The following is an 18,163-nucleotide window of genomic DNA, read 5'->3' as shown; positions in this document are numbered from 1 at the left end:
GACGTTGTCGAACGGGTTCATCGAGGCCAGCACCCGGAACGTCGACTCCGCCCGCAGGGTCCCGACCCGCGGCACGGTCACCGCGCGCTCGGCCAACGCGCCCAGCAGCACGTTGAGCGTGTCCTCGGGGGCCCGGTTGAGCTCCTCGATGTAGAGGAACCCGCCGGACTGCATCGCGTCGACGAGCGGGCCGGGCACGAAGTTCTCCGCGGAGTAGTCCTCGGCCAGCACCCGGGCCGGGTTGTGGTGCCCGACCAGGCGGGCCGGGGTGAGCTCGGCGTTGCCCTCCACCAGCATGAAGGGGACGCCCCAGTGTTCGGTGATCGCCCGCAGCATCGTGGACTTCGACGTGCCGGGCGGGCCCTCCAGCAACACGTCCCGACCCGCGGCCACGGCCGCCAGCACCAGCGTCAGCTCGCGCTCCCGCCCGACCACCGCCCGTTCGACGGCCGATCTCATAACCTGCGGACTCGTGGTCATCGGAGCAACTCTCCTCACTCGGTCGTTGTGCCTGCTCGCAACGAGGACCGCGGTTTGGCAGGCGTTGGTGCTCGGGCGGCTTGGTGGTCGGCCCCCTACCCAGCCAGTTCAGTGAGGAGTTCGGCCTCGCGGGTTCGGTACCTCGCGAGGGAGGCGAGCTTGATGTCTTCGTACCCGCGGACGAGGTCCGGCAGGGCGGCCAGCTCGAGCACGGTGCCCCGGGTGGTGGGGGACAGCGCCGAGACCGCGATGGTCATGGCGTGGATGTAGTCGTCGATCAGGCGGCGCTCCTCGCGTCGCACCTCGTCGTAACCGAAGAGATCCAGCGGGGTGCCGCGGAGCGGGCGCAGGGAATACAGCGTGCGCAGCACCGGCTTAGCCCACCAGGAGCGAAGCCGGATCTTTCGCTTGAGCCCCATGGCCCGCAGGATCGGCGGGTGGAGCAGGATCGAGTAGCGGGCTCCCGCGCCGAACTCGTCAGTGAGCCTGCGCTCCGCGGCCGGGTCGATGTGCAGGCGCGCCACCTCGTACTCGTCCTTGTAGGCCATGATCTTGTACAGATGGCGGGCGTAGGCCTCGGTCACCGCGGTGTCGTCGCCGAGCGCGGCGGCCTCGGTGGCGCGGACGGTTTCGATCTCTCGCGCGTACCGCTGGGCCCAAGCCACGTTCTGGTAGGCGATGAGCTCGTCCACCCGGTGGCGAACCAGGGACTCAAGGTCGGACCCGGCAGGGGCCTGCACCTCGGCGGCGACCTGCGCCGCTCGGTCGCTCGTGGTCCGCTCAAGTTGATCGGCGACGATCCCGCCGGTGACGACGTGGCGTCGCCCGAGTCGGAACGCCGTCAGGTTGCGCTGGACCTGGACCCCGTTGAGATCCAGCGCCCACTCGACGTCCGCGGGTGAAAGGGGGATGACACCCGCCTGTACCGCGACGCCGAGCAAGAAGATGTTGTCGTATTGGTCCTCGTCGAGCCCCACCGTGCCGGTCGCGGCGTGGGCGTCGACGAAGACGTTCTCCGGGCGTGGGCCCGCCCACTCGATGCGGTCGATGAGCTCGCCCCGGTCTGGGAAGCTCACCGACGTGTCGGTCACCATCCGTCCGGTCGGGGTGACCGAGGTCGAGACGACGGCATAGGTCCGCTCTGCGGCCATGACGGCGAGGTTGGTGTCGGTAGCGGCGACCAGGACGTCGCAGCCGAGATAGAGATCGCAGCCGCCGGAGCCGATCTTGTTGGAACCGACGATCTCGGTAGTGGACATGCGCACGTCGGACACGACGGCGCCGCCCTTCTGGGCCAGACCCAGCTGGTCGAGACCCTTCACCTGCATCCCGGCGTGTGAGGCGGCCGCGGCGAGCACCTGTGCCACGGTCACCACTCCGGTGCCGCCGACCCCAGTGATGCGCATCGTGAACTCGTCAGCCGAGACACGCCGCTGCGGGTCGGGCAGGTCGGTGACCGGCACCCGCGGTACCTGCCGCTTGGCCGACTTCGATGGAACCACCTCGACGAATGACGGACAGTCGCCCTTCACACAGGAGAAGTCCAGGTTGCAGGACGCCTGGTGGATCTCGGTCTTGCGGCCGAACTCGGTGTCGGTCGGGCGCACAGACAGACAACCCGACTTGTCGCCGCAGTCCCCGCAGCCTTCACAGACCCGCTCGTTGATGAAGATGCGCTGGGGTGGAGCCTCGACCAGTCCGCGCTTGCGCTTGCGGCGGAGCTCGGTGGCGCATTCCTGCTCGTGAATCAACACGGACACCCCGGCGGTCTGCGAGAGCTCCTCCTGCACCGGGATCAGGTCGTCGCGGTGCCGGATCGACAGCCCCTCGGGCAGTCGGCGTCCGAATGCCCGACGGCTCTGTTTGGGTTGGTCGCTGGTGATCACGATCCGGGTAATGCCCTCGGCCAGGAGTTCGGCGACGATCTCGGGAACCGCCATCTTGCCGACGGCCTGCTGCCCGCCGGTCATGGCGACGGCGTCGTTGTAGAGGAGTTTGTAGGTGATGTTCGCGCCGCTCGCGATCGCCGCTCGGACGGCCAACGAGCCGGAGTGGTGGTAGGTGCCGTCGCCCAGGTTTTGAAACAGGTGCTTCCGGGTGACGAACGGGCTCATGCCGATCCAGGTGGCTCCCTCACCGCCCATCTGGCTGTGTCCGATCGAGTCGCCGCGTCGGTCCTCCGGCATGAGAGCCACGAGGGCATGACAGCCGATCCCGGCGCCTACCAGCGCACCTTCGGGCACCTGGGTGGAGCTGTTGTGCGGGCACCCCGAGCAGAAAGAGGGCCTGCGGGGGAGGATGGGGAGCAGGGTCGGCATGCGCCGGACGGACTGTCGCTGGTCCCACCACGCACCGACTGAGGGCGAGCCGTCGAGGTCGCGGATGCGAGGGGCAAGCCGCTCGGCGATGTAGTCGGCGGGCAGGTCACCGTCCGCCCGGAACAGCTCCCGGCCGTTGTCATCCCGCTTGCCGACGATGCGCGGGGCGCCGGCCCGACCGTAGAGCAGGTCCTTGAGCGCGGGCTCGACGAACGCCTTCTTCTCCTCGACGACGACGATCTCGTTCAGACCCTCGGCGAACCGCTCGACCACCCCCGGCTCGAGCGGATGGACCATGCCGAGCTTGAGCAGGCGGACCCCGCTCGTGCTGAGTCCGTCCGCCGAGATCCCCATGTCCGACAACGCCTGTCGCACGTCGAGGTACGTAGCGCCCGCGCAGACGATCCCGATCCGGGCCGCATCGTCGCCGATGATCCGGTTCAGGTCGTTGCCAGCAGCGTACCGGCGGGCGAGCTCCAGTCGTTCGCGAACCTGGGTCGCCTCGAGCCTGCCGAGAGTCGGTTGGATGAGTTCGCCGGTGGGTTCGTGGGCGAACGGGACGCCGTCGAAGGTGGTATCCGGGCTGACCGGCATGACGCGGGCGGAGCTGAGCTGCACCGAACCGGACCCGTCGACGACATTCGTCGCCAACTTCATCGCCACCCACAGACCACACGTCCGCGACATCGCGATGCCGTGTAGGCCCAGATCAAGGATCTCCTGGGGGTCGGCTGGGGACAGGCACGGCATGCCGATCTCGGCGATGGCGGGCTCGGAGCTGCTCGGGACTGTGGAGGATTTCGCTGTGGAGTCGTCACCGACCAGGGCAAGGACTCCGCCGTTGCGGTGGGTGCCGCCCAGGTTGCTGTGCCGGATGGCGTCGGTGGCCCGATCTAAACCGGGGGCCTTGCCGTACCAGATCCCGACCACGCCGTCGCCGATCCGATCCGCCGAGGCGGACGCGAGCTGAGAGCCCTGGACCGCGTTCGCGGCCAGCTCTTCGTTCACCCCGGGCTGAAAGACGACACGGTGCTCGACGAGTCGGGTCGCCTGGCGGGAGAGCTGCAGGTCCAGCCCGGCCAGCGGGGAGCCCTCGTAACCGGAGACGAAGATGCCGATGTCGAGACCGCGTCGCTGGTCAAGTCGACGTTGATCGAGTGGCAGGCGGACCAGGGCCTGGATGCCCGAGAGGTGGGCCTCGCCATTGAGCAGGTCGAAGCGGTCGTCCAGCGACATGCCGCTGCTTGGGGAGATCGTGGTGGGAGTCGTCATCGGTCCTCGTGTGCACGGTGGTCGGGGCTGTCCTCACTCTGAGACATCGCGGATCGTTCCTCCATAGGTACTATCCTGGAACCTGCCGGCCCCAAAACCCTGTTGACTCGTGATAATCACGAAGCCCGGTCAGCGGCGGGACGGGTCCGTCGGGCCGTGCTGGACGGGGTCTCCAGCTGCGCCGCGACCGTCACAGAGTCCGGTCGTGCGATGACCGCAGGATCGTTCCGAAGTCCGCGGTGATCTCGTCGATGGCGGTACGGGCGGCGGTGGACCATCGGTCGAGGTCGAAGAACCCGTGGATGAGGCCGGCGTAGCGGGTGTGGTGCGCTCTCACGCCGGCGTCGCGCAGCTTCCGGGTGTAGGCCTCTCCGTCGTCGCGCAGCACGTCGAATCCTGCGGTGGCGATCACGGCCGGCGCAAGTCCGTGCAGGTCCGGCGCATGAATGGGCGCGAACCTGGGATCGGTCGGATCAATGTCTGCCGCTACGTACTGGGCGAGGCACCAGTCGCTGGTCGCCGCCTCGAAGCCGAACCCCTGCGCGTTGTGTGTCCGCGAGGGGTAGTCCCCGGCGGGGTCGGTCGCGGGGTGGATCAACAACTGTCCGGCCACCGGCACTCCGTCGCCGTGGAGTGTCTGTGCGCACACGGCCGCGAGGGTTCCGCCGGCGCTGTCGCCGGCGACCGCCATTGCGTCAGTGCCGCCCCATTCCTCGACCGACGCGGCGACGGCACGCGCGGCGGCGATCGCATCGTCGACCGCGGCGGGGAACGGCGCCTCGGGCGCAAGCCGGTAGTCGACGGCCACAACGACGCTGTCGCTGCCGCGGGCAATGTTGCGGGCGATGTTGTCGTGGGTGTCGAGATCGCCGACGACCCACCCACCGCCGTGGAAGTACACCACGTACTGGCATCCATGCCGAGACCGGGCGCAGAGCCTTCCACGAGGGAAACCGTCCATGAGGCCCGCGAGGCAACCACAGCCGCGGCCACACGCTCGGCAGCAAGCTCGGGGTCCACCGGCATGACTGACTCCTTCTCTGCGGACGCGGTCTCAGTTGTTGCCCGACGAGGCGGAGGCGGACGCAGAGACGGAGGCGAACTCGGGGGCCCCGGGCCGGACCTGCCGGAAGCCGTAGGACAGAGCGCCCTCGTTCAAGTCGATCGCCGGGATGCTCTCGCGTTCCTCCGTGTATTCCTTGAAATGGGTCCACGGTTCGCGGTCCCCGCGGCGGTACATGGTCGACTGGGAACGCATCATGTAGCCGGGGTTGGCGTTGTCGGGGTCGATCCAGGGCAGGAGCGGCATGTCCGCGTCCTCGGCCCGCAGCCTCGGCACCACCGACTCCGCGCCGGTCCGGTCGAGGTGGGTGAGGAGCCGGTTGACGAACCCTGCGACGAGCTCGGCGCGCAGTGTCCAGCTCCACCGGAAGTAGCCGAACGTGTAGGCGAAGTTCGGCAGCTCGGTGATCATCAGGCCGCGGTAGGTCACCTGTTCGGAGGGATCGATCCGGGTACCGTCCACGGCGAAGTCGATGCCACCGAACAGGCTCACCACGAGACCGGTGGCGGTGACGACGACATCGGCGTCCAGGTGCTCCCCCGACGTGAGCACGATCCCGGACTTGTCGAAGTGGTCGATCGTGTCGGTGACGACGCTCGCCCTGCCCTCGCGGATGGTGGCGAACAGGTCCCCGTCGGGAACGGCAGCGGTGCGTTGCTGGAGCGGGCGGTAACGCGGTGCGAAATGACGTTCCACGTCGTAGCCTGCCGGGAGCTGACGACGCGCCTCCTCGATGAGGAGGGTACGGAGGTCCTCGTTGCGGTCCACGGACATCGCGATCAGCTCGGCGCGGTCCGCGATGAACTGTCTGCGCATGATCTCGTGCTGCCACGCGGCGGGCACGTCGAGCTTGGCGAGCGTCACGGCCAGTTCGTGGGTCCTCGGTCGGCTCGTGAAGTAGGTAGGCGAACGTTGCAGCATCGTCACGTGGCCCGCGGTGTCGGTCAGCGCCGGTATCAGGCTGGCGGCGGTCGCTCCCGAGCCGATCACGATCACGTGCTTGCCGCTGACGTCGAGATCGTCGGGCCAGTGCTGGGGATGGACGACGTCGCCGTCGAACAGTTCGAGGCCCGCCCAGTCTGGCCGATAGCCGTTCGCGTGGTCGTAGTAGCCCTGGTTCATCCACAGGAAGCGGGCCGCGATGTGCACGGTCTCACCGGTGTCGGTACGGGTCGCGACGACCGTCCACGAGGCGTCCGCGCTCGACCACGTCGCCTCGCTCACGCGGTGCCGCAGCCGCATGTCGCGCTCCAGGTCGTACTCCTGGACCACCGTGGCGAGGTAGTCCAGGATCTGACCCGCCGAAGCGATCGTCGCGCCCTCCCACGGCTTGAAGGAGTATCCGAAGGTGTGCAGGTCGCTGTCGGAGCGCGCTCCCGGGTAGCGATGCGTCCACCAGGTCCCGCCGAAGCTCTCGTGCGCCTCGACGATCAGGAAGCTACGCTCGGGGTGCTCCTTCTTCAGCGACACCGCCGCTCCGATGCCGGACAGGCCGGCCCCGATGATGAGGACATCGACACGTTCCATCGCGGGGACGTCGCCCGTCGGCGACGAGTGTTCGATCGCGGAGGTGGCGGAGGTCATCATCGACTCTTCTCGGTAGGGCGGCGACTCGGCGGGAGCGGTCCGTCGGGGACCTTCTGGGGTTCATTCAATGGCGGTGCCTGTCGTCCACGCATCGGCTGACGGCACAGAAGCCGCGCGGCCGGCCGGATGAATGGTCCAAAGGGTCGGCGTTCATCCCCCGGCCACGGGTACCTGGTGCGGGATCCGGTACGGCATCAGGCCACCGGCGTCGATCGGCAGCGCCACGCCCGTCACGTAGCGCGAGTCGTCAGAGGCCAGCCACGCCACCGCGTTGCTGATGTCCCGGGGCTCGATCCACGGGATGGGCAGCGCGTTGAGGTTGATGAAGACCCCGGCAGCCTGTTCCCGGGTCTCGACCCCGGCCAGCTCGTAGAACGCCGTGTTGTGCACCATCGCCGTGTCCACCGTGGTCGGGTGGATCGAGTTCGCCCGGATGTGGTGCGGGGCGAGCTCGATCGCCAGCGAGCGGGCCAGGCCGGTGACGCCGTGCTTGGCGGCGGTGTAGTGCGCGAGATTGGGGAAGGCCGCGAGCCCGGCGTTCGAGCTGATGAGGATCAGCGAGCCGCCCTGATCCTGCTCCATCATCGCGGGCAGCGCCACGCGGACCGTGTGGAAAACTCCGTTCAGGTCCACCTCGACCGTCTGCCGCCACTGCTCCGGGGTGATCTCCCAGACCGGACCCATGGTGCCGATCGCCGCATTGGCGACCACGATGTCGATCCGCCCGAGTTCGGCGATGCCCTCGGCGACCGCCGACTCCAGGTGCGTGTAGTCCCGGACGTCGGCCTCGCGGGCGACGATCCGCCGGTCCAGCGCCTCGACGCTCTTGACCGTCTCGGCCAGGTCCTCGGGAGTGCTCATCGGGTAGGGCACGCCGTCGATCTGGGCGCACACGTCCACCGCGATGACGTCGGCACCCTCCTCTGCCAGCTTCAGTGCGTGTGACCGGCCCTGGCCTCGCGCCGCGCCGGTGACCAGCGCGACCTTGCCGTCCAGCTTTCCCATCGTGGTCTCCCGTTCCTGAGAGGATCGTGTATCCGTGGTCCACGACGACGACGACGTCGTCGTCGGGGGAAGGTCATCGCGGGATCGCCCGGGAGCGCCGCGAGGGCATCGAGTCACCCATCGCGGCGGGATCCGGGACCCGCCTGTCATACGTGAGCCCGCACCGGAGCGGCCTTGATCGTGAAGCCCACGTACCCGGCGTCCGCGCAGTCCTGCAGCTCCTTGCAGTACGCGGGAAAGCCACCGAAGTGAAACAGCGGCACGTGCGGTTTGCCCGGCACGTTGGCGCCGATGAGAAAGGACCGCAGTTCGTCACCCTGACCGAAGACAGTAGCGTCGATCATGTCACGAAGGTGCCGGCCGAAGGCCTGCATGGCCGACTGGTCGGCCTCCATGGCGTCAGCGCCCGTGGCTCGCAGGTGCTCGATCGCGTCGGCGATCCAGGGCACCGCGACGTCCTGCGCCGGCGGGAAGTTGCCGATGGGGGACCCCGGGCCGCCGATCATGAACATGTTCGGGAATCCGGTCACCCCGATTCCGAGCTGGGTCTCGGAGCCGTCCGCCCAGGCTTCGGCGAGCGAGACGCCGGCGGACGAGCGAATATCGATCGTGGTCAGACCTCCGGTGACGGCGTCGAACCCGGTAGCGAAGACGATCATGTCGAACTCGCGCTCGCTGCCGTCGGCCAGCCGGATGCCGGCCTCGGTGACCGACTCGATCGGGTTGCCGCTCACGTCGACAAGCGACACGTTCGGCCGGTTGAAGGTCTCGTAGTAATGATGTCCGAGAGGGGGACGCTTCCCGCCCACGGGGTAGCCCTTCGGGCACAGCAGCTCGGCGGTGGTCGGGTCCACCACGATCGACCGGATCTTGTCCCGGACGAACTCGGACACCACGTCGTTCGTCTCCTGATTGGTGAAGACGTCGTCGAACGACTCGAACAGGAAGCGGAAGCCGCCGACCTCCCAGCCACGCTCCAGGATGCGGCGGGCCTCGGCCCCGTCGACATCGGCGAGCACCCGCCCGGCAGCGTTGATCGCCATACCGAAGACGTGCTCGCCTACCTGCTTCCAGATGTCACCGTAGTGGGCCTTGATCGACCGCCGCTGATTGTCACCGAGCATGCCGTTGCGCGCGGGTATGACGTAGTTCGGGGTGCGCTGGAAGACCGTGACGTGGTCGGCCAGTTGCGCGGCCTCCGGGATCAGCTGAACGGCAGTAGCTCCGGTGCCGACGACCGCAACGCGCTTGCCAGTGAGGTCGACCGACTCCTTCGGCCATCGGGCGGTCAGGTGCCATTCGCCGCGGAAAGACTCGATGCCCGGGAACGGTGGCAGGTAGGGGACCGACAACGGGCCGGTCGCTGGGATCAGATAAGTGCAGGTCAGCTGGTTGCCTGAGCTTGTTGAGACGGTCCACGAGTTGGTGGCGTCGTCGCGGACGGCGCACTCGACCCGGGTGTCGAAGTCGATCTCGCGGCGCAGATCGAAGCGGTCGGCCACGTGCGCGAGATAGCGCTGCACCTCCGGTTGGTCGGGGTAGCGCGCCTTCCAGTCCCAGTCCTGGAGCAGGTCGTCGTCGAAGCTGAAGCAGTACACCCAGCTCTCCGAGTCGGTGCGAGCGCCCGGGTAGCGGTTCCAGTACCAGGTGCCACCGACGTCAGAGCCGGACTCGATCACCCGAGCGGTCAGCCCGCGGCGGCGCATCTCGATCATGGCACGGAGGCCGCCGAACCCGGCGCCGATGATGATGCAGTCGTAGTCGGTCATGCGGTCTACGGTGACCTGCGGGGGCGGTGTCGGACCACGTAGACATTACGTAGTTCGCTACCTGGTTCGCAGGCCGGGGAGCTCGCCCAAGCCTGACTCCGGCGCGACCCGCTCGGTCAGCGATGAGCCCTTGCCGCCTCCTGGACGGGCAGGCAGAGCCAGTGTGGCGTGGGGTGTGCACCGTCAGTGAGTGCAGCTCGGCCCCGGCGACACGGCCCTGCGCTGCGCCACCCATGCGGACCCGACTGGCGCGCCTGGGGCGTGTCCGACCGGACGCGGATCCGCGGCTTCCACCGCATCCTCCTGCGCTCCTCGGCCTCGCGGCCGCCGCCCAGGCGCGTCCGGGCGGAGCTGTGCCTCGTACCCGAGCCACCGACCCGCAGCAGCCGCGGTGCAATACGTGAGCACCTACGGCGGGGTGTCCTGGGAGACACTCGTCGGGAAGATCTCGGGGAGGTGAGTGTGCCCGCCATCGCGCGGTGGGAAGCGCGTTTCAGCAGGGCGCCGAGCCCCGCGACGTCGACGACATCGTCCTACAAACCTGGAGGCGCTCCAGATAGTGCGGCATCGACCCCATCGACATGCCGATCACGGGCGTCGGGGCGCCTGACGACTCGACCCCCTGAGGGCAACACGAGCCGGTGATGCGGCGGACGACGGATGTGCTTGCAGGGACGAGCACCACCCTTGCCCTGGGGGCGCCCAAGGCACGTCGTGTGGTCCCACCGACGTCCCGCTACTGAGCGACTCGATCGACGACGATCTCGAACCGACACGTCCCTCGTGGACGCGGTCCCGTCGACTGCGATCGCAAGGTCCGCGAGGGGAAGCGGCGAAGGAGGCCGCGGTCCGACTGGAGCTCGGTGAGCAGGACGCAGCGCCGGTCGATGGGTCGCGTGAAGCGCAACGGGGCGCCAGCCGGCATGTATGGTGAACAAGTGGGCAATGGCGCTCCCGAACCGGTCCGCTCTGGTGCCCGGTTACACGTGTCCGGAGAACTGACCAGCTTCGTCGGACGGGTTGGTGAGCTCTCCGAGCTGCGCCAGCTGCTGCGGTCGAAACGGCTGATCACGTTGCTCGGGCCGGGCGGAGTGGGCAAGACCCGGCTGGCGCTGCGAGCGGCGGCGCGTAATCATGGCGCTTTTCCCGGCGGCGCCCGCGTCGTCGAGCTGGCCCCGGCCCGACAAACGGACCTGCTGGCCACCGTGCTGGTCGATGCCCTCGGCCTAGGCCGGTCCAGTCGCCCACCCCTGGATCTGGTCGTCGAAGAACTCCGGCTCAAGCCGACCCTGCTCGTGTTGGACAACTGCGAGCACCTGGCCGCGGAGGTCGGCACGCTGGTCGAGAGGCTGCTCTGTGCCGCCCCGACGCTGCACGTGCTGGCAACCAGCCGACAGCCGCTCGCGGTCCAGTCCGAGCAGCTATTCACCGTGGCGCCGCTGCACCTCCCCGACGACGAGGTATCCCTAGAGGGCGCGCTCGCGTACTCGGCCATGACGCTGTTCGCTGACCGGGCCTCCGCTGCGGTACCCGGCTTCAGCATCACCGAAGACAACGTGGCCGACGTCGCAGCCCTGTGCCGGCGCCTCGAGGGGATCCCGCTGGCTATCGAACTGGCCGCGGTCCGACTCAAGGTGTTGTCGCTGCGCGAACTCGGGGAGCGACTGCAAGATCGATTCCGGTTGCTCGCGGACGTCCGCCCGGGCCGACCGGCGCGACATCAGACCCTGCGAACCACACTGGACTGGACTTGCGAGCTCTGCACCCCGCTGGAGCAGCGGCTGTGGGCCTGCGCGTCGCTGTTCGCTGGCGGGTTCACCCTCGACGCCCTGGAGTACGTCTGCGTCGAGGCCGGCACGGCGCAGCCGGATGAGGTCCTGGTGGGCCTGTCGGGGCTGGTCGACAAGTCGGTGCTGGTACGGGCCGAGTCGAACGGCCGAGTCCGGTTCCGGATGCTGGAGACGATTCGCGAATACGGGCTGAACCTGCTTGATGCCGTTTCGGAGACTCGGGCGAAGCGCGACCGGGCCCGGGACTGCTACCTGCAGTGGTGCCGACGGCTGGTCGACGAGCAGAATCGTGACTGGTTCTACCAGGAGCGGGAGACGTTCGCCGAGCTCGGCACCGAACACAACAATCTGCGGGCGGCGCTGTGGGCGAGCACGGCTGACGCCGAGCACCACGCCGTCGGACTGCACATTGCCGTGTCGCTGTGGTTCTACTGGCTCCCGCGCGCCCCATCCGAGGGCCGCCAGTGGCTCGAGCGGCTGCTCGCTGCCTCCGCTGAGGATCCGCCGAGCGTGGAGCGAATGCGCGCGCTCATCTTACTGGCGTACTTGCTGGTCATCCAGGGTGAGCGTGTCGAGGGGCGAGAGCTGCTCCGCGTCGGGCTGATCGCCGCGGAACAGCTAGGGGATCTCCTCGGTGCCGGGTACGCCCGGCACATACTCGGGCTGGCGGAGGCCTTCGACGGCGACCCGGACGGCGCGGGCGATCTACTGGATCAGGCCGAGGCCATCTACCGGGAGCACGGCGCGTCTGAAGGCTGGCGGGTATGCCTGGCCATGCACACCGGCCTCCTGCGGACCACCCAGGGGCGGACAGTGCTCGCCGCGCAGCTGTTCACTGATGCCGCAGAGACTTGCGAGCGGCACGGCGAGCAGTGGTTGTACTCCTATGTCCTTTATGGGCTGTCGCTGATCGATCATTGGGCCGGGCGGGGAACGGCGGCCCTCGACCGGTTGGCTCGGTCCGCGCGGATGAAGGGTCCGTTCGACGACGTGATCGGTAGCGCGTTGATCTTCGAGCTGGCCGCGTGGATCCGGGCGGACCAAGGCGACGGCCAGCGCGCTGCCGTCGCACTCGGCGCCGCCGGACGGTTGTGGCGGGAGTTCGGCATGGAGCTGTACGACTCGCGTACCTGGTTGGAGTACAGACGCCGGTGCGTGGAACAGGTCACCGCCCTGATCGGGCACGCCGCGCTCGCCGAGTGGCAGGCCCGCGGCACATCCGTCGGCAGGCCCGAGGCGCTGGCGCTCGTGCTGGACGGCGACACCGCCGACCGAACCCCGGCCGTCCGAAGCACGCCGACCGCGCCCACGACCGCGGTCGCCTCGCCGGACCAGCCCCGGGGTCTTGGCGGCTCAGAGCCGACCCTGACCAGGCGGGAGGCCCAGATCGCCGCGTTCGTCGCGCAGGGCATGTCCAACCGGACCATCGCGCAACGACTGACCTTGTCCACCCGCACGATCGAGGGCCACGTGCAGACACTGCTGACGAAGCTGGGTTTCTCCTCGCGGGCCCAGATCGCGGCCTGGGTGAGCACGCGGTCAGGTTCCCGGGCGTCAGTACCCGAGTGGTGAGCAAGGTGGCGAACGCTACTTCCCAGCCCGTGACCTGACCCGGGGCAAGCCATATATTGCAAGCTGATTCTTGCTGAGAGCTTCGAGCGGCTGCTCAGTCTCGACGGCGGCAACTCCCCGTTGCTCAGTTCAATCCAGATCTTGGCGCCACCGTCTTCGACTCCGCGGATCTTGGCAAGGATCCCGTTGATGACAACGTCCTCGAGGTCTGACTCAGCAGTCAAAACAGGGCTCTGTGCTTCTCCCCTGATCCGACGGGGAGCCGCTGGGACGGGAGGCAGCCTCCCGCTCCGCTCCGCTCCGTCCGTTTCGGCGACGGCCACCTACGTCGCGCCAGGCGGGGCGCTCGACGCCAGTCCGCCGATCAGCGTCGCGCGGGCCACGTCCACCCTCGCCCGTCGAGATGTGGTCTGGACCGGACCGTCCTTCCAGCCGAGGATCAGCTCGCCGAGCGGGCTGTGGAGATCGGCAACGTGCTCCGGGCCGTGGAACGGCCGAATCCGTTCTGATCAACCATGACGCGCACATTAGCGAAGGGTCCCGATAGACTTAGGCGGGGCGACGAGCTGAACTCCGGAATCCTTCGAGCACGCGTCAAGTCGCACTCCTCTGACCAGCGTCAACCTCGTCTGTGGTCGCGATGTGTCCACAGTGGGGCCGCGCGAACATCAATGACTCTGCCGAGTTCTTGATCCCTACGCCGGCGGGCGCGGTGAGGTAGAGGTGCGCGCCTCCGCTCCCGGTGAGAACCGAGAAGGTCGCCAACGGCACCTCGGCGCCGTGGTCCCCGGCCAGCGCGGCCAAGACATCCACGCCGTCGGTGATCCCGGGCCGGTCCCACTCCGGTGGCCGGACGCTGTCGGGCTTCGGGCGGTCCAGGTCGAGCACCACCAGACCTGACGGGCCGCAGGCGATACCGATCCCGAACGGCTCCCGCGACCAGGCCTTGCGGATCCGGACGACGTCGGTCGTCGCCCGGGTCTCCCAGTCCCGGATCGCAGGACGCTTGTCGCTGGGGCGCAGCGGAAACACGTGCCAGCCGCGACGGGTGTGGGCGAGCGCAGCTCGCAGCAGGTCAGTACCGGGCATCGCGGCGGCCTCCGATTCGGGCTGCCCGAGCGGGGCGGCAGCGCGCATACTCGGCGCCATGGCGTGGACGGCGAGCGAACCCGGCTGGGTCGTGCCGTCGCGTGCGCAGATCGCGGACCTGCACTGGCTTGCCTATGCCGACGCGGCGGACGGCGACCGACGTGCCTTCGGTGTGACCGCGGCCCTCGCCTGCGTGCGCGGCGGAGCGGCCGCACCGGCAAACGGGCCGCGAGGAACAGCCGTCGGACCGTCGGGCCGCCGAAGCGGAGCGCCGGTCGGCTCGCGCGCTCCTCTCCCCCGACTCGCCACCCCGATCGCAACGATCTGCCGCGATCTCGACGTCGCCTACCTCGCGCCGCGCGACATCGACGCGGAGCAGGCCGAGGGGTAGGCGACGGCCTGGCTGCTGGGGCAGATGACGTCTCCCCTGCCACTGCCGCGGCGCCTCGCTGACGGGCGCCCTGCCGACGTCCAGGCGATGGTCGAGGCCGCCATCGCTGCCCAACCAGGTCGAACCTGGGACCAGAGGAGCGGCACGCCGCCCGCAACGACGCACGCGTCGCCGTCGAACGCACGCAGCGGTTGCTGGCGCGGATCTCGGCCGCTCAGAAGCACGCAAGTTGGCGCTCCGCGACGAGGTCGTCGTTCCATTCGGCCGTCTCCTCTCGGGTCGTGGTCCAGGACGTGTCGTCCTCTCGCTGGGCGTCCGCGGCGTCCCGCGCCTCGATCTCGGCCAGTGCCAGCTGTGCTCGGGCGACTACGGCGGTGGTCTCGTCGACCGTCGGAATCCGCGCGGGGTTGTCCGCTCGCTCGGTCGGGTCGACGACGCTGCGGTCGCGAAGGTCCGGCATCGCGGTCTCAGGCCCGTCGATGTGGCGGGCATGGTCCTGGTCCTGGGCGAGGTCGTCCTCGGTGATCTCTCGGTGGGCGTCGTCGGCTCGCTGCGCGTCGAGGTGGACGGCGAGCCAATCCTCGGCGGTGACCCGGGCGCCCGGGTGGGTCAGGTCGACACCGCGCGCGCCGAGCTCGACGCGGGCTCGCTCCGCCTTATCCCTGGTCTGGGCGGTGTGCGCGTTCCAGGTCGCCCTCGCCTCGTCCGCCGCCTCGAGCTGCTCGGCGCGATCTGCGAGCGAGTCCGACTCGCGGCGGGCTCGCTCGGCCGCCTCGGCGAGCTGTGCGCGCTCGGGTTCGGCGGTGGCCCGTGCGGACCAGACATCGGCGTCTGCCGCGGCCTTCGAGGCCTCCTGGTGGGTTCGGTCGAGCTCGTCCCCCACCCAGCGCGGCGCCCACGCGGTCTCGCGCTCGTAGGCACGGACCCGCATGCGGAGCTGGCCGTCGCTGAGATCGGCCTCCTCTGCCCCGGCGTCGGGTAGGTCAAGCCCCGGGGTTCGCGGCACGAAGTCCCTCGTCCTGGAGGAGGTCCGCTGCGACCTGGGAGGGAGCGAGCCCGATGACTCGACGCCCGGCTCCGGTCCATGCCTCGGTCAGTGCGCCGACGGTGAAGGTCTTCCCGGTCCCGGCTGCCGCCGACAGCACCTCGACCCGAGCACCCGACGTCAGAACGCCGCGGATCGCCGCCGCCTGGTCCGCGTCAAGCTCGTGCCCGGACTCGGCGAAGCGAGCGACAACGGTGTCGGCCTCCTCCGCGGTCAGCGCCGCAGCACACCCTCGGCGACGAGATGCGGCGCGACACTGAACCGCGCACTGCCCGAACGCTCGAACATCGACGCTCCGTCCGCGCGCCGCAGCTCGTCGGGAAGGTCGGCGAGCACCGGGGGCGGCGTGATCGGAACGGCATCCGCCAGAGCCCGATCCGCCAGCTGCTCCAACAGAGGACGCACCTGGTCGGGAGCCAGTCCGAGGTGCGCCGGTAGCTCGTCGGACACCGCCCGCAGGAGGTCCTGCCGCAACCACGACGCGCGGTGCTCACCGATGTTGGCGAGGGCTCGCTCGATCACGTCCCGCTCGGACCACTCGGCTGCGGGCCCGGCGTCCTGGGCCAGGGCGTCCCGGACGACCTTGCCGAATCCACCTGCTACCGCCCACCGCGTCTCCGCCTCCCAGCGGTCGATCCGCTGCTCGAGCGTCTCGCCGTGGCGGTCCTTGGCCGCTCGGGTCGCCAAGGTCGCCTGTTGCGTGAGGCGGGTGCGCTCCAACGGCGCCGGCTCGCGCCCGACGCGGGCGACGAACGCCCGCTCCAGCTCCCGGATGCGGGTGGTGATGGCGTGGCGGTGGGAGGAGAAGAGATCGAGAAGCTCGCGATCCATGCCCACGACCTCCCGCGCGCGACCGTCGGGCCGGGTGCGCGCCCGATGAGCAGTGAGCTGCGTGACCGATTCCGGGTCGAGTGCGATTCGGCGGTGCTGGTGGGTCCTGGTGTCCTTCTCCCACGTCTCCGTCTTGAGCTCGGCGATCGACCGCAGGACGCGGAGCGTGCCAGTTACGAGCTCGACGTCGTCCCACCGCAGCGCGCAAAGCTCGCCACGGCGGGCGCCGGTGACCATGGTCAGCCACATCGGCACACCCCAGTCCGGGGTCCTCGCAGGACGCGTTCAGAATGCGTTCGGCCTCGGCGGACGTCGGCGGCAAGGGGTTGGCCGGGCGCCTGCTTCGGCGGCTCGGCGTTCTCGATCGGGCTGCGCGACAGCCATTTCCATCGGACGGCACGCCTGAGCGCGCCTAAGGATGACGTGGATCTGTCGGATCGTCGACTGTGCAAGCGGCTTGCATCTATGGCGGCAGCGGTGGTCGCAGTCGTGCACAGTCTTCACCGGTGCTCGATCATCCGACGGCGCTTGCAGTGGAGCCGGCAGCGACGGAGTTCGGCGTAGAAGGAGTCGAAGACCTCGGAGGTGAGCGCCGCCAACTTCACCGGGCCGATTAGCGGCACGATGTGGGTCCGGGCGAGGTTCTGGTAGGTCGCCTTGGTGGTTCGCTCCACGTCGAGCAGCAGGAAGTGCTTCTCCAGCAGCTGACGGACGATAGCCGAGGTCCGTGGGTTCAGCTGCTCGTCGACTTGGACCAGCAGCCGACGCAGGACCCTCTCAGCCTCCGCGTCAGCGTCCGGGCCGCGCCGCAGGGTCACCTGGAGGTAGTGGCGCTGCTTGGTGACCGGATCCCGCCCGACGAACACGCGGACCTGCAGCGAGCCGCTGGTCAGCTGCACGATCTGGCCGCGGGGGCGCTTGCGGCGGGGAGCGGTGGCCATGGCACGGGCGTAAGGCCGGTTGGCACCACAAGTGGCGCCACAAAACGACAGGCCCGACGATTCAGGAGACTCATCGGGCCTGGTCAGAAGGGTGGAGCTGAGGGGACTCGAACCCCTGACCCCTTGACTGCCAGTCAAGTGCGCTACCAGCTGCGCCACAGCCCCTTGCGATGAACAGAACCCTACAACACCCTCGCGGGGACCCCGTGGGAGGGGGTCCCCGCGAAGGCGGGCGGGTCAGCCCGCGATGGCCTTCTGCAGCCAGTCCGAGTCGTTGACGTCGATCTTCCGGCCGCCGATGGCGACGGTGGGGGTGCCGAAGTTGCCGTTCGTCTGCAAGGCCGGGTTCGCGGCGGCCGTGTTGGTCGCGTCCTGGATCAGGCCGCTGTTGGCCTGGGCCGCGACGCATTGGCCGAAGGTGCCGCCCGCGCCGAGTGCCGTGCCCTTGTCCGTGAGCTCCTGGACCGAGAAGCCCGCGCTGCCCTCCGAGGGCTGGTCGGCGTACAGCTCCGCGTGGTAGGCGGGGAAGATGCCGGCGTCCGCGGCGCAGATGGCTGCGTTGGCCGCGCGGGTGGAGTAGCCCGCGGGGCTGCTCGCACGGTCGAGGATCGAGATCGCGTGATAGTCGACCTTGATCTGGCCCGCGTTCAACGCCGTGGTGATCTGGTCCTTGTACGCCGACTCCAGCCGCTCGCAGTACGGGCAGAGGTAGTCCTCGTAGATGTCCACCGTCACCGGGGCGCTCGGCTGGCCCGCGGTGATGACGGCACCCGAGCGCGCCACCGGGTAGTTCGGGGCGGGACCGGCGGCCTCGGTGCTCCGGTTGTTCAGGGTCACGACGACGCCGACCACGATCGCCGCGATCACGACGACGGCCACGATCGCGAGCACCAGCGTGTTCCCGGAGAGCCCCTTGCGTTCGGGCTTGATCCCCGCCGCCTTCAGCCTGGCCTGTGCGGCCTCCTGACGACGTCGCCGCTCGTTGCGGTCCGCTCCGCCCACTTCCGTTC

General features: G+C 69.2%; 14 protein-coding genes and 1 tRNA gene. 2 read left to right on the top strand and 13 right to left on the bottom strand.

Features of this window, described 5'->3' with window-relative positions; translation table 11 throughout:
- The 6 genes from BLS43_RS14665 to BLS43_RS14640 all read right to left on the bottom strand — a co-directional run.
- The coding region (locus BLS43_RS14665) for an AAA family ATPase (RefSeq protein ID WP_281245836.1) at positions 1 to 498 on the bottom strand (498 nt) is incomplete at its 3' end.
- A gap of 77 nt (positions 499 to 575) precedes the next feature.
- Positions 576 to 4,070, bottom strand: a complete 3,495-nt coding sequence (locus BLS43_RS14660; protein WP_093084214.1) for an indolepyruvate ferredoxin oxidoreductase family protein — start codon at positions 4,068 to 4,070, stop codon at positions 576 to 578.
- A gap of 190 nt (positions 4,071 to 4,260) precedes the next feature.
- Positions 4,261 to 5,031, bottom strand: coding sequence for an alpha/beta hydrolase fold domain-containing protein (locus BLS43_RS14655; RefSeq protein WP_093084211.1), 771 nt, complete (start codon positions 5,029 to 5,031; stop codon positions 4,261 to 4,263).
- A gap of 93 nt (positions 5,032 to 5,124) precedes the next feature.
- Positions 5,125 to 6,720, bottom strand: a complete 1,596-nt coding sequence (locus BLS43_RS14650) for a flavin-containing monooxygenase (RefSeq protein ID WP_093084208.1) — start codon at positions 6,718 to 6,720, stop codon at positions 5,125 to 5,127.
- 150 nt (positions 6,721 to 6,870) lie between these two features.
- Positions 6,871 to 7,725, bottom strand: a complete 855-nt coding sequence (locus tag BLS43_RS14645) for a mycofactocin-coupled SDR family oxidoreductase (protein ID WP_093084205.1) — start codon at positions 7,723 to 7,725, stop codon at positions 6,871 to 6,873.
- Between the two features lie 146 nt (positions 7,726 to 7,871).
- Positions 7,872 to 9,494, bottom strand: coding sequence for a flavin-containing monooxygenase (locus tag BLS43_RS14640; RefSeq protein ID WP_218129822.1), 1,623 nt, complete (start codon positions 9,492 to 9,494; stop codon positions 7,872 to 7,874).
- A gap of 986 nt (positions 9,495 to 10,480) precedes the next feature.
- On the opposite strand from BLS43_RS14640, the gene BLS43_RS14635 reads away from it, so the two are divergent.
- Positions 10,481 to 12,856, top strand: coding sequence for a helix-turn-helix transcriptional regulator (locus BLS43_RS14635; RefSeq protein WP_143030055.1), 2,376 nt, complete (start codon positions 10,481 to 10,483; stop codon positions 12,854 to 12,856).
- Positions 12,857 to 13,450: 594 nt separating this feature from the next.
- Here BLS43_RS14635 and BLS43_RS14630 read toward each other — a convergent pair.
- Entirely contained in the window at positions 13,451 to 13,993 is a 543-nt protein-coding gene (locus tag BLS43_RS14630) for a bifunctional DNA primase/polymerase (RefSeq protein ID WP_218129821.1), read from the bottom strand.
- Positions 13,994 to 14,003: 10 nt separating this feature from the next.
- On the opposite strand from BLS43_RS14630, the gene BLS43_RS14625 reads away from it, so the two are divergent.
- Complete coding sequence (locus BLS43_RS14625) at positions 14,004 to 14,336, top strand: hypothetical protein (protein ID WP_093084198.1); 333 nt, start codon at positions 14,004 to 14,006, stop codon at positions 14,334 to 14,336.
- 214 nt (positions 14,337 to 14,550) lie between these two features.
- Here BLS43_RS14625 and BLS43_RS14620 read toward each other — a convergent pair whose 3' ends face one another.
- From BLS43_RS14620 to BLS43_RS14600, 6 genes are all read right to left on the bottom strand, one after another.
- Complete coding sequence (locus BLS43_RS14620) at positions 14,551 to 15,267, bottom strand: hypothetical protein (RefSeq protein WP_143030054.1); 717 nt, start codon at positions 15,265 to 15,267, stop codon at positions 14,551 to 14,553.
- Positions 15,268 to 15,319: 52 nt separating this feature from the next.
- The gene (locus tag BLS43_RS32025; protein ID WP_425438546.1) at positions 15,320 to 15,598 is read right to left on the bottom strand and encodes an AAA family ATPase; all 279 of its coding nucleotides are present in this window, start codon (positions 15,596 to 15,598) and stop codon (positions 15,320 to 15,322) included.
- Positions 15,595 to 16,461, bottom strand: a complete 867-nt coding sequence (locus tag BLS43_RS29415) for a relaxase domain-containing protein (RefSeq protein ID WP_143030053.1) — start codon at positions 16,459 to 16,461, stop codon at positions 15,595 to 15,597. Before BLS43_RS29415 ends, BLS43_RS32025 begins: the two co-directional genes overlap by 4 nt.
- Before the next feature lie 251 nt (positions 16,462 to 16,712).
- Entirely contained in the window at positions 16,713 to 17,153 is a 441-nt protein-coding gene (locus tag BLS43_RS14610; RefSeq protein ID WP_093084189.1) for a hypothetical protein, read from the bottom strand.
- A gap of 92 nt (positions 17,154 to 17,245) precedes the next feature.
- Positions 17,246 to 17,318: transfer RNA gene (locus BLS43_RS14605), tRNA-Ala, on the bottom strand.
- 72 nt (positions 17,319 to 17,390) lie between these two features.
- On the bottom strand, positions 17,391 to 18,155 hold the full coding sequence (locus BLS43_RS14600; protein ID WP_093084186.1) for a DsbA family protein: 765 nt from the start codon (positions 18,153 to 18,155) through the stop codon (positions 17,391 to 17,393).
- Positions 18,156 to 18,163 lie beyond the last annotated feature (8 nt).

The sequence above is a fragment of the Pseudonocardia oroxyli genome, assembly GCF_900102195.1.
GTDB lineage: Bacteria > Actinomycetota > Actinomycetes > Mycobacteriales > Pseudonocardiaceae > Pseudonocardia > Pseudonocardia oroxyli.
The sequence above is the reverse complement of the archived record's forward strand: the minus strand, read 5'-3'. Positions and strand labels throughout refer to the sequence as shown.

What these genes read in the sequence shown, in the direction of transcription:
- BLS43_RS14625 (WP_093084198.1), top strand. Translation starts at nt 14,004, where the DNA reads ATGGCGTGGACGGCGAGCGAACCCGGCTGGGTCGTGCCGTCGCGTGCG.
- BLS43_RS14610 (WP_093084189.1), bottom strand. Translation starts at nt 17,153, where the DNA reads ATGGCCACCGCTCCCCGCCGCAAGCGCCCCCGCGGCCAGATCGTGCAG.
- BLS43_RS14655 (WP_093084211.1), bottom strand. Translation starts at nt 5,031, where the DNA reads ATGGACGGTTTCCCTCGTGGAAGGCTCTGCGCCCGGTCTCGGCATGGA.
- BLS43_RS14620 (WP_143030054.1), bottom strand. Translation starts at nt 15,267, where the DNA reads ATGCGGGTCCGTGCCTACGAGCGCGAGACCGCGTGGGCGCCGCGCTGG.
- BLS43_RS29415 (WP_143030053.1), bottom strand. Translation starts at nt 16,461, where the DNA reads ATGTGGCTGACCATGGTCACCGGCGCCCGCCGTGGCGAGCTTTGCGCG.
- BLS43_RS14645 (WP_093084205.1), bottom strand. Translation starts at nt 7,725, where the DNA reads ATGGGAAAGCTGGACGGCAAGGTCGCGCTGGTCACCGGCGCGGCGCGA.
- BLS43_RS14660 (WP_093084214.1), bottom strand. Translation starts at nt 4,070, where the DNA reads ATGACGACTCCCACCACGATCTCCCCAAGCAGCGGCATGTCGCTGGAC.
- BLS43_RS14630 (WP_218129821.1), bottom strand. Translation starts at nt 13,993, where the DNA reads ATGCGCGCTGCCGCCCCGCTCGGGCAGCCCGAATCGGAGGCCGCCGCG.
- BLS43_RS14640 (WP_218129822.1), bottom strand. Translation starts at nt 9,494, where the DNA reads ATGACCGACTACGACTGCATCATCATCGGCGCCGGGTTCGGCGGCCTC.
- BLS43_RS14650 (WP_093084208.1), bottom strand. Translation starts at nt 6,720, where the DNA reads ATGATGACCTCCGCCACCTCCGCGATCGAACACTCGTCGCCGACGGGC.